Annotated in this window: 10 protein-coding genes; 7 read left to right on the top strand and 3 right to left on the bottom strand. The window is 60.8% G+C overall.

Annotated features, from left to right (window positions below; translation table 11 throughout):
* Window positions 1-52: 52 nt before the first annotated feature.
* Window positions 53-340, top strand: a complete 288-nt coding sequence (locus tag GM79_RS20890) for a transposase (RefSeq protein ID WP_035559831.1) — start codon at window positions 53-55, stop codon at window positions 338-340.
* On the top strand, window positions 337-1,239 hold the full coding sequence (locus GM79_RS20885; RefSeq protein WP_051718502.1) for an IS3 family transposase: 903 nt from the start codon (window positions 337-339) through the stop codon (window positions 1,237-1,239). Before GM79_RS20890 ends, GM79_RS20885 begins: the two co-directional genes overlap by 4 nt.
* A 136-nt stretch (window positions 1,240-1,375) precedes the next feature.
* Here GM79_RS20885 and GM79_RS20880 read toward each other — a convergent pair whose 3' ends face one another.
* Complete coding sequence (locus tag GM79_RS20880; protein WP_200875636.1) at window positions 1,376-3,859, bottom strand: glycoside hydrolase family 31 protein; 2,484 nt, start codon at window positions 3,857-3,859, stop codon at window positions 1,376-1,378.
* Between the two features lie 226 nt (window positions 3,860-4,085).
* Between GM79_RS20880 and GM79_RS20875 the strand changes: the two genes are divergently transcribed.
* The 4 genes from GM79_RS20875 (at window position 4,086) to GM79_RS20860 (ending at window position 9,199) form a co-directional block, all read left to right on the top strand.
* A complete protein-coding gene (locus GM79_RS20875) occupies window positions 4,086-5,369 on the top strand; it encodes a glycosyltransferase (RefSeq protein ID WP_035567693.1) in 1,284 nt (427 codons plus the stop codon).
* 303 nt (window positions 5,370-5,672) lie between these two features.
* Window positions 5,673-6,143: a YdeI/OmpD-associated family protein gene (locus tag GM79_RS20870; protein ID WP_035567691.1), complete on the top strand. Its 471-nt coding sequence runs from the start codon at window positions 5,673-5,675 to the stop codon at window positions 6,141-6,143.
* A gap of 181 nt (window positions 6,144-6,324) precedes the next feature.
* Window positions 6,325-8,187: a glycoside hydrolase family 13 protein gene (locus tag GM79_RS20865; protein WP_035567689.1), complete on the top strand. Its 1,863-nt coding sequence runs from the start codon at window positions 6,325-6,327 to the stop codon at window positions 8,185-8,187.
* A gap of 205 nt (window positions 8,188-8,392) precedes the next feature.
* Window positions 8,393-9,199 carry an IS5 family transposase gene (locus GM79_RS20860; protein ID WP_035567687.1) on the top strand — a complete coding sequence of 269 codons (807 nt, stop codon included), beginning with the start codon at window positions 8,393-8,395 and terminating at the stop codon, window positions 9,197-9,199.
* 86 nt (window positions 9,200-9,285) lie between these two features.
* Here the strand turns inward: GM79_RS20860 and GM79_RS20855 are convergent, their stop codons facing one another.
* Window positions 9,286-9,531 (bottom strand): hypothetical protein, encoded by a 246-nt coding sequence (locus tag GM79_RS20855; protein WP_152560121.1) that lies wholly within the window; start codon window positions 9,529-9,531, stop codon window positions 9,286-9,288.
* 248 nt (window positions 9,532-9,779) lie between these two features.
* On the bottom strand, window positions 9,780-10,301 hold the full coding sequence (locus tag GM79_RS20850) for a CIA30 family protein (RefSeq protein WP_035567683.1): 522 nt from the start codon (window positions 10,299-10,301) through the stop codon (window positions 9,780-9,782).
* Between the two features lie 160 nt (window positions 10,302-10,461).
* Between GM79_RS20850 and GM79_RS20845 the strand changes: the two genes are divergently transcribed.
* Window positions 10,462-11,422 (top strand): IS481 family transposase (locus GM79_RS20845; protein ID WP_035567650.1); only part of this gene is annotated, 961 nt, incomplete at its 3' end.

Genomic DNA, 11,422 nt, shown 5'->3' with positions numbered 1-11,422 from the left:
TTGAGGTGGTCGGGTCAAACAGGAGAGAATTGGGTGCTAACTTCCCGAACCCATGGAAAAAGCTCCTCCTACGAAACGGCCGCGTTATGATGCGGCCTTCCGCGCCGAAGCCCTGCGGCTGGCCAGCGAAAGCCGCTCCACGCTGGCCGCCGCCCGCGCCCTGAATATCGACGCCAAGCGGATTTATGCCTGGCAGAAAGCGGCCCAGCAGCCCTTGCCCGCCGACCCGGCCGAGGCCACCGAAGTGCGGGCGCTGCGCGTCGCCAACAAACGGCTGGCGCAGGAGCTCGATATTTTAAAAAAAGCCATCGCCATCTTCTCGCATCCCCCGACCCAGTGAGTACGCTGCAATTCATTGACCAGCAGCGGCCTTTTTACCCGATCCAGCAACTTTGCCAGGTGCTGGACGTGGTACCCAGCCGCTACTACGCCTGGCGGCACCGGCAGGCGGCCGGGGCCGTGGGCAGGGCCGAACCGGCCTGGGAAACGGAAATGATGGCGGTTTTTGACTACCACAAACGCCGCTACGGCACGCGTCGGCTCCGGGTTGAGTTGCGGGAAAAGGGCCATCGGGTAGGCCGCCAGGCCCTGCGCATGGGGCTGCGCCGCCACGGGCGCAAGGCCTTGCAGCCCAAGTCCTTCGTTCCGTGCACCACCGATTCGACCCACGGGCAGCGCTGTGCCCCCAATTTGCTGCTTGACCAGCCGCGTCCCACCCAGGCCAACCGGGTGTGGGTGAGCGACATCACCTACCTGCCGCTAGCCAACGGGACCTGGGCTTACCTGTGTGCCTTTCAGGACGTGTGCACCAAGCACGTGGTGGGCTGGCAGGTGCGCGCCGACATGCCCGAAGCGCTGGTCACCAGCGCCTTACAGCGGGCGCTGCTGGCCCAGCGGCCCACCCCCGGCCTCATCGTCCATTCCGACCGGGGCGGGCAATACGTGGGCAACGCTTACAAGGCTGTGCTGCGCGACGCCCAGGCCCAGCTCTCCCACAGCCGACGCGGCGAGTGCTACGACAACGCCCAGGCGGAAAGCCTGTGGTCGCGCCTCAAAACCGAGGAGCTCGAAGCCCGTGACTGGCCTGTCTTCGCCGACCTAGCCGATGCCCAGGCCAGCGTCGCCGACTATTTTGACTACTACAACCATGAGCGTCGCCACTCCAGCATTGGCTATCAGAAGCCGTACCAGTTTCATCAACAGCACCTTAACAACATCACCCAATTCTCTCCTGCTTAACTAGACCACCTCAGTTTGCATCGACCAGCATAACCAAGCTACCATCCTTTGTCAGACCGCTGCTATTTTATCTATATCAAGAATAGAAAAGGCGCTTTATTAAGCGCCTTTTCTATTCTTGAATCTTGTAAGAACCCTAAGCCACAGGAGCAGCTGGCGCGACTTCCGCCACCTCCTCCGCCCCCACCACATTCACCCGCACCTCGCCAAACGCCACCGGCACCACCAATGCGGGCAGCACCAACCCAGTTTCCAAAGTGGCTTCCGAAACTTCGGCGGCCTGGCCGTCGGTGGTTACTTCTATGGCGCCGGCTACGCCGTGCAGTACCACGCGGTAGGTGGCGTAGCTGGGCGGGTAGTCGCCTTCGATGGCCTGGGTGATAACCAGGTCGGTTTCGGTGCCTGCCACGGTGAAGCGGCGCAGGGTTTTGTGGCCCTGCTCGTAGCCGTAGCCTTCGCCGCCGTCGTCATAGAGGACGCTTTCGGCGGTGCCGTTTTTGTAGTACACGTGCAGGGTGAGCTGCTCAATGGCCTTTTCGCCCACGTATTGCAGCACGGGCTGCATGGGCAGCACGGCGCCGGCCCGCACGAAGAGCGGAATGCGGGTGAGGTCGGCGGCGGCCCAGACCTCGCTGCCGCCGGCCGTGGGCGCGTCGGTCCAGTAGTAGAACCAGTCGCCGCGGGGCAGGTACATCCAGCGGCCTTCGGCGCCGGGCTGGGTGATGGGGCAGATGAGCAGGTTGTCGCCGAGGCCGAATTCGGCCATGCGCAGGTAGGTTTCGGTGTCGTTCTGGTCGAGGAAGGTGAGCGGGCGCAACATGGGCGTGCCGGCCGTGGCGTACTGCCAGAACGTGGTGTACATGTAGGGCAGCAGCCGGTAGCGCAGCTCGATGAAGTGCCGGGCCAGGTCGGTTACGACGTCGCCGAAGCTCCAGGGTTCCTGGTCGCCGTGGTCGCCGGAGGAGTGGGTGCGGAAGAACGGATGGAACGCACCGAGCGCAATCCAGCGGGCGTAGAGCTCGGGCGTGGGCGTATCCACAAAGCCACCGATGTCGCTGCCGATGAAGCTGAAACCCGAGATACTCAGGCGCTGGCACTGAATGTTGGCCAGCCAGAGGTGCTCCCAGCTGGCAATATTGTCGCCGGTCCAGCCCGAGGAGTAGCGCTGCCCGCCGCTGTAGGTGCTGCGCGTGATGGTGAAGGGCCGGTTGGGGAAGCAGAACTGCTTCACGCCGTCGTTGGTGGCGCGGGCCATCTGCATGCCGTAGATGTTGTGGGCCTTCTGGTGCGAGGCCGAGTGGCCGTCGTAGTGGAAGCGCACGTCGGGCGGGAAGGTGCCTTTTTCGAACACGGCTGGCTCGTTCATGTCGTTCCAAACGCCGCGCACGCCCACGTCCTGAATCAGCTCCTTAAACAGCCCCGACCACCAGGCACGCACCGGCGGCGCCGTGAAATCGGGGAAGTTGCAGAGGCCGGGCCACACCGAGCCCTTCATCAGCGGGCCGTCGGCACGGCGGCAGAAGTAGTCGTTGGCAATGCCTTCCTGATACACCGAATATTCCGGGTCGATTTTAATGCCGGGGTCGATGATGACAATGGTTTTGAAGCCTTCCTCGGCCAGCTCCTGCACCATGCGCTTGGGTTCGGGAAAGTGCTCCCTGCTCCAGGTGAAGCAGCGGTAGCCTTCCATGTAGTCGATGTCGAGGTAAATGGCGTCGCAGGGAATCTTGCGGTCGCGCAGGCCCGACGTTATTTCGCGCACGTTGCTTTCCGGGAAGTAGCTCCACTTGCACTGGTGGTAGCCCAGCGTCCAGAGTGGCGGCAGCTCGGGCGGGCAGGTGAGCAGGGTGTACTCCTCGGTCACCTCCATCAGCGTCGGGCCGTAGATGAAGTAGTAGTTCAGCTCGCCGCCCTGGGCCCAGAAACTGGTAACGTCGGCGCGCTCGGCGGCAAAGTCGAAGCTGGCCTTGAAGGTGTTGTCGAAGAAAATGCCGTGGGCAATTTTCTGGTGCAGCACGTGGTAGAACGGGATGTTCTTATACAGCGGGTCCGAGCCCTTGGTATAGCCGTAGGTGTCGGAGCCCCAGTTGGTGAAGCGCTTGCCGCGCAGGTTCATGTTGTCGGGCTTGTCGCCGAGGCCGTAGTAGTGCACGCCGGCGGGCACCTGCTTGCTCATCTTCACGATGTCGTTGCCGGTATCGTAGTCGTACTCCCAATGAAAGCCCTTTTCGTCGTCGCTCAGGATGGAGCCGGAACGGTCGAGTACGCGCGTCTTCAGATTTTCCTTCTGAATGGTGCAGATAAGGCGCTCGGTGGTGATGCGGTAGTGGTCGGATTTCTCCTTGAACTCCAGGAATTCGGGTTCGGGCCGGGGTGGGCCGTCGGCGGACACGGCGTAGGAAAAATCGGGGGAGAGCGGCGTGTCGGTGAGGTAGCGGAAGCGCAGGATTTTGTCGCTGAGCACGTACACCACCAGGCGCACACCGTTCTGGCAGTTAAATAGAAAGCGGTTGCCATCGAGCTGGTCGGCCCGAATGACCGCACCGGGATAATGTTCCTGGTGGCTTTTGGCCGCCAGGTCGTTCACCATGTAGTTATTTTCCTGAATCGTGGTATCCATAAAGTTATGCTGAGCGAAGGGCAAAACCGGCTGTAAATGCGGGGCAAAAAGTGCCCACCGGGCCGGTTGAGGAAGCGATAAGTACGCAAGTTACTTTTTCCCGGCCGCCTGTTCCCAACTTTTTAGCCAATATGTGGGCCGGCTGGCGTAGCATTGAGGGCTGAACGGCCCCGCCGCCCCCATTAGGCAGGTCCGCTACTCCGCTTTTGTCTTCCAAATTTTCTCTATGACCGCGCCCACCTTTTCCGTACTGCTGCTGGCCTGGGACGACGCCGACCCCAGCGTGGCCGTGCTGGGCGGCTCGGCCCTGCCCCCTACCCTGCCCCTGGTGTACCAGTTGGCCACGCAACAGCCCGTACTGGCCCTCTACCCCACCCTGCCCGCCACCGAAACCGCTACCGAAACCCCTCCTGAACCAGCAGCGGCCGGCGATGATGCGCCGGGAGAGGCCGCCGTACTGAATATCTTAACGACCACGGAGCACGCTCCCGGCCTACGGCAGCTGCCCGGCCAGGCCCCCACAACGCCCGCGACCGAACCAATTTTCGGGTCGCGCATCATCGGTTTGAGCGACCTGACCGCGAATAGCGCGGCGGCGTTGCCGGCGGCAATTACCGCAGTGCCCGAAACGGCCCAGTCCCAGGCCCTGGCCCGCGCCCACAACCAATGGCCCACCGGCCGGAGCGCCCGCAAGCCAACGCGGTGGGAGGCGCCCGCTGCTCCCTACCTCGGGGCCGGCCCTGGGGCGGCCTCACTGCTGCCCACCCCGCTGTCCGCCGACACTCTACCGGCGAGCGAAGCGGCCGGCGCATTACCTGATGCGGAATTGGTACCGGCCTCCAACGCGCCGGTGTCCGACACCGCATTGCGGCCCAGAACCACTCCTCAGGCCGGCGATTTGAGTTTCGACCCAGACCCCGAACTGCCGGCGGTACTGCACCCCGCTACTTTCAGTGAGGAGTCGGAGGAGCCCGGTACCGGTGAAGCGGCCGACCTCCTGGCTCCCGAGGACGATATTACGCTGGACCTGCCGGCTCATCCAGCCCCCAGCCCCGCGCCGCCGGCCACCGCGTTGGGAGAGGTAGCCGCTCCTGCTTCCGCCCCCACCCCGCTCCTGCCGGCTTTCAACGGGTTGAATTTTCGCATCATCCAGTATGCCCGCCAAGCGGCGCAGCTGGTGCGCGGGGGCGCTGAATTCGGGGTTATCTACGCGCCCAACTGGCCCGCCTGGCTGGCGGCGCTCGAAATTCGCAACAGCTCGGGCCAGCCGTTGGTGCTGTACCTGGCCAGCCTCGCCACCGACATTGCCGGACCGGCCGAACGCGGCTGGCTCCTCGAAATGGAACGCATGACCCTGCGCCGGGCCCGCGTGATTCTGGTGCCCGACGCGGACCTACGGCAGCGCCTCAACGCGCAGTATGGCGACGCCATTGGCGAGGTGCGGGTGGTAGCGGCGGCCGATGAGGCAGCCGTGCAGCGCGTGCTGCGCGAAGTGGCGCTAACTATTTAGCCGCAGGCCGCAATTTCAGTGCTTGCTTCTATTTGTGTGTACAAGTGCGCTCAGACGCCAACCTCACCCCCTAACCCCCTCTCCAAAAAAGAGGGGGAACTAGTTTTTAGTATTAGTCCCTATAAATTAGATTTTTAGAACTAATTCTAGTTCCCCCTCTTTTTTGGAGAGGGGGTTAGGGGGTGAGGTTGGCGCCTGAGCGCGAGTGTACAAGTAGTTGAGCTGCGTTTTAAGCACCGCGAAGCGAGGCGTTACTTTGCATCAAAATTTCCATATCAGCAACCTTCGCAAACCAACCACCTTATGCAGCCTGAACACGAATTTGAAGCCGTTTTAGAAGCTGGCGACGGCGATGGGGGCGTTTTTGTCGTGGTTCCCTTTAGTGTGGCGGAGGTGTATGGCACCCGGGGCCGCGTGCCCGTGCAAGCCACCTTCGACGGCTACCCCCACCAGGGCAGCCTGGTTTCCCTCGGCGACGGGCACCACGGCCTGCACCCGCCCAAGCAAGTCCGCCGCGCCATCGACAAAACCATTGGCGACACCGTGCGCGTGACCCTGGCCCGCATCACAGAGGAGCGCAAAATGGAGGTCCCGGCCGACCTGGCCGCCCAGTTGGCCAACAATGCTAAAGCGGCCGCCTACTTTGCCAAGCTCTCCTACATCCATCAGCGTGACTATGTGCGCTGGCTGGATGGCGCCAAAAAGCCCGAAATCCGCACCCGCCGCCTCCTCGAAACCGTGGAGTTGCTCGAGCAGGGCCGCAAGCGAGGCTAAGCACTCGTGCAAAACCAACCGCAGTGAAAAATGTCGTCATGCTGAGCTTGTCGAAGCATCTCTACCGCGCAACTAATCCAATAGATTCAACGAGGCGGTAGAGATGCTTCGGCTGCGCTCAGCATGACCCGCTTTTTCGATTTTTGGGCTTTCAGTAACCATCCGTCCTGCCCCAACTCCCATGAAAAGAACGTACTTGTTTCTGCTGTTGCTGCTGGCCTTGCTGCCCGCCATCGCCGGTGCCCAAACGGTGGCCATTCAGCGCATGAACCCGACCAACTGGTGGGTGGGCATGAAGCGGCCCAACGTGCAGGTACTCGTGTACGGGCCGGGCGCGGGCACGCTGGCCTACAGTATCAATTATCCCGGCGTGAAACTGGTGAAAGCCAATACGGTTGAGAACCCCAACTACGCGTTTCTGGACCTGACCATCGCGGCCACCGCCAAGCCCGGCCGGGTGCAGATTGTGGGCAAAAAAGGTAGCCAGACCCTGACCCAGGCCTGGGAGCTGAGGGCGCGCGACAACGCCCCCAAAGGCCAGGGCGTAACGCAGGCCGACTTTATTTACCTGGCCATGCCCGACCGGTTTGCCAACGGCGACCCGGCCAACGACAAGTTCGCCGACCTGCGCGACCCCAACCACGACCGCGCCAACCCGTTCTTCCGCCACGGCGGCGACCTGGCCGGGGCGGCCCAACGCATCGACTACCTCAAAGACCTGGGCATCACGGCTGTATGGTTCACGCCAGTTATCGAGAACAACCAGCCGCTGACCAACGAAGGCGGCACCATGCGCGCCTCCTACCACGGCTACGGCTTCACCGACCACTATAACGTGGACCGCCGCCTGGGCGGCAACGATGCCTACAAGGCCTACGTGCGGCAGGCCCACGCCGCCGGCCTCAAAGTGGTGCAGGACGCGGTGTACAATCACGTGGGCAACACCCACTGGTTTATCCAGGATTTGCCCATGAAAAGCTGGCTGAACCAGTGGCCCATCTACACCAATACCAGCTACCGGCAGCAGCCCATCACCGACCCGCACGCCTCGACCATCGACCGCAAAACCACCCTCGACGGCTGGTTTGTGCCCTTCCTGCCCGACCTGAACCAGCGCAACCCTTACGTGGCAAACTTCCTGATTCAGCACGCCATCTGGTCGGTGGAGAACTTTGGCGTGGATGCCTGGCGCATCGATACGTACATGTATAACGACCAGCCGTTTATGAACCGCTGCAACGAGGCGCTGCTCACCGAGTACCCGCGCATTCACATCTTCGGGGAGTCGTCGGTAAATAACGTGGTGGACCAGGCGTACTACGTGCGCAACAACATCAATTTCGCCTTCAAATCGAACCAGCCCGGCACCCTGGATTTTGTGCTGGAAGGCGCCATGGTCGACGGTCTGAAGCACGACGGCAACGCCCAGCGCCTGTACGAAGCCCTGGCTCAGGATGCTGTCTACCAGGACCCCAGCCGGTTCGTTACGTTCCTCGACAACCACGACCACGACCGGTTTTTTTCAGTCGTTGGGGACGATTTCGACAAGTACAAGATGGGCCTGACGTGGCTGCTCACCACCCGCGGCATCCCGAGCATGTACTACGGCACCGAAATCCTGATGAAGAACTTCAAAAACCCCAGCGATGCCGAGGTACGGCGGGATTTTCCCGGCGGCTGGCCCGGCGACAAAGAAGACAAGTTCACCGCCGCCGGCCGCACCGCGCCCGAAAACGAAGCCTTCGACTTCGTAAAAAAACTGGCCACCTACCGCCGCACCCACCCGGCCCTGCACTCGGGCAAACTCATGCAGTACCTGCCCGAAAACGGCACGTACGTGTATTTCCGCTACGATGCTACCGGCACCGTGATGGTAGCCACCAACCCCTCCGACAAGCCCGTAGCACTGCCCACCGCCCGCTTTTCGGAGCGCATGGCCGGCTTCAGCAAAGCCCGCAACGTGCTCACGGGCGAAAGCCTGAACAGCCTCGCCTCGCTGACGCTGCCCGCCAAAACCGCCGTGGTACTGGAGTTGCTCAGGTAGCGGCCTGTTCCGCCTGTTGCTTACCAAGAGTAGCGTCCGCCGAAGGGGTCTGGGGGAGTTTACGAAACTCATCCCCAGCGGGGGTTCGCAAACTTTGATTCGTAGATGGGTTTCGCAAACTCGCCTGGCACGGCGGTAGCTTACACCCCATCTGGTATTGGGCCAGTGCTAGAGGCTGTTATGGTCTAATAGCGTAATTTGGGGTATGGCACAGCAAAGCGGATACCCCAGCGACGTATCGGATGCGGAATGGATGTTTGTAGCGCCCTATTTGGCTCTGGTACGGGAAGATGCGCCGCAACGCGAGCATGCGTTGCGCAACGTGTTCAACGCCCTGCGCTACCTGGTCAAAACAGGCTGCGGCTGGCGCTACCTCCCCCAAGACCTGCCGCCCTGGCCGGCGGTCTACCAGCAGTGGGCTCGTTGGCGCGATAATCGATGTTTTGAGCATATGATGGCCGATTTACGCGAACTGGCACGGGTGCTGGCCGGACGCGAGGCCGAGCCCACCGCGGTGATTCTGGACTCGCGCACGGTGCAGAGCCCCCCCGAAAGCGGGTCCCGTGCCGGCTACGACGGGGCCAAGCGGCGCAAAGGCAGCAAGGTGCACGTGGCCGTCGACACGCTGGGCCACCTGCTGGCCGCCGTCGTCACGCCGGCCAACGAATCCGACCGCGGGCAGGTGGATGCGCTCTGTGAGCGGGTGCAGCAGGTTACGGGCCAAAAGGTACAGGTGGCGTATGCAGACCAGGGCTACACAGGCGAAGACGCCGCGTATGCCGCGGCCGTGCACGACATTGACTTGCAGGTCATTGCCAAGCCCGAAGGCCAGACGGGCTTTGTGCTGCTGCCCCGCCGATGGGTCGTCGAGCGCAGCTTCGGCTGGGCCGCCCGCTTCCGCCGCCTGGCCCGCGACTACGAACGCCTGGCCCTGACCATGCAGCAATTCCACTTCTTGGCCTTTGCTACACTCTTGCTGGCAAAAGGCGTTTTTCGCGCCACCAGTCCATAACAGGCTCTAGTGTTCACCGAAAGGAGCCATTTGCTAGATAGGTGGCGGACCGCGGTGGCAGCTGCCGTGTAGAACGCCATCCGTCGTTACAAGCGGGTATTGAGGGCGATAACGAAGTCCTCCAGTGCCATGCGGCAAGGCACTTGGCTTTTGTCGTAATGCATGATAGTGTCCCAGATTTCGACCTGTTTATGCTCGAAGTAGATGAACACTTGGTACACGTTGCCTTCGTCCTCAAACATGGCTTGTTTCGCTTCCTGAGCCACCGCAATGCGCCGAAGCAGTTGCTGCGCCCAGTGCTTGGGCACTTCTATTTCTAAGTATGATTCCAAAGAGGCATATACCATGGCTTAATCAGTTCACGAAAACGGTGATATTAGTAAATAACTACTGCTAACTACTCACTCCAAGTAAAGCGAGTTTGCAACTCGCCTTGGCAGTAGCCTCCTTGCGGGCGAGTTGCAAACTCGCACTTAAGGGTGGCACGCAGTCGTCGCTGCACTCAGACGGCGGCCAGCGGCCAGCTCATAAAGTAGCGGCGGCGGCACTGTATACGAGCCGGTTGGGGGTGAAACACGCTTTACTGTAATTCTATCTGGTCTATTTCCAGTCTGAAATTCTCGGCCTTTCCGTTACCTACTAAAAACCGGACTCCCTCAATCTTATCGGCTTCGAAGTTGGGCTGAGCTAGCTTGTTGCCGCGAAAGCTGGGCTCCATTTTGTTCAGCGGAATCTCAATGGTTTGCCAATCCCCGCTGGTTTTGAAGGTATAGATATAGGAAGCTTTTTCCCTCAGATTGGCTTTTATTCTGAACTGGTATTCCTTACCGTCTCCTTTCAGGCGGATGCACGCCTTGTCGTAGCCGCTGATGGCGCGGGGGGCGAAATGGTATTGGATGGAAGCAAACCCGCCGTTGTTTTCCAAGGAAACATCGCCTGTGAAAACTGCATTACCCGCTTCGTTGCGCGTGAGTTTGCTGGAGGATTTTCCGCCCATTACCACGTCGTTCTCTACTTCCCACCCGGACCAGTCGGAAGAAGCGCTAAAATCAAAAAGAAGCAGGCTGCCCATGAGTAATGCTGTTAAAAATGAAGCGTTCATTACGGTACTCGTTATGTGTGGTTAAATACGGTTTTCTATGCTTCATAAACAAGCCCTTCGGCTTCGGATAGTTTCCCGTCGCTTGGTTTCCCGATGGCGCTATATGTATAGTCCCAGGGGATGGGCAAGCAGCGTTGTGGCGTATCTTTCGGACAAACCTATGGGAAAAGTACCACATGGCTGCGCCACCACAACGCCGGCAACTCGGCGCCTTATCCAGCAAAGTACAGAAGGCGTACAAACGCTAGCCAAGCGTTTGGGTCTCACGGCCGGCACGGTGCGCAAATGGCGGCGGCGCACCAGCACGGAAGAGGCCGTGCGCGGCCCCAAACCAGCCTCCACGGTGCTCACCCCGGTTGAAGAGGCAGCTATTGTACTCTTCCGGCAGCATACGTTGCTACCGCTTGATGACTGCCTCTATGCTTTGCAGGAAACGATTCCCCACCTAAGCCGTTCGGCCCTGCATCGGTGCTTGAAACGCCAAGATATCAGTCGTTTACCCCCGGTCGACGAGCCGGCGGCAGGGGTGGGTAAAGCGAAGTTCAAGGCCTACCCACTAGGCTACCTGCACGTCGATTTTGCCGAAGTGCAAACGGAAGAGGGCAAGCAGTACCTCTTTGTTGCGATTGACCGCACCAGCAAGCTGGCCTTCGCCGAGTTGCAGCCGCAGGCCACGCAAGCCATTGCCACGGACTTTTTGCGGCGCGTCTTGCCACAGATTCCCTACAAGGTGCATAAGCTACTGACGGACAACGGTATTCAGTTTCGCAACCTGCCCCACTACACCCAAGTCGGTCGCCATCCTTTCGGGCAGCTCTGCGACGAGTGGGGCATCGAGCAGCGCTTCACCAAGCCCGCCCACCCCTGGACCAATGGCCAGGTCGAGCGCCTGAATCGCACGGTAAAGGAGGCCACGATTAAGCGCTTCCATTACGAGACGACGGCACAGTTGGACAGTCATTTGCAGACCTTTTTAGTGGCTTACAACTACGCCAAGCGGCTCAAGCGGTTGAAGGGGCTGACGCCGCACGAGTTTATTTGCGCCGAATGGCAAAAAAATCCTACTATCTTTCACCGCGACCCAACCCGCGACCCACTACCCCATACACCGGGACCATACA

It is taken from the genome of Hymenobacter sp. IS2118 (genome assembly GCF_000715495.1).
Lineage (GTDB): Bacteria > Bacteroidota > Bacteroidia > Cytophagales > Hymenobacteraceae > Hymenobacter.
The sequence above is the reverse complement of the archived record's forward strand: the minus strand, read 5'-3'. Positions and strand labels throughout refer to the sequence as shown.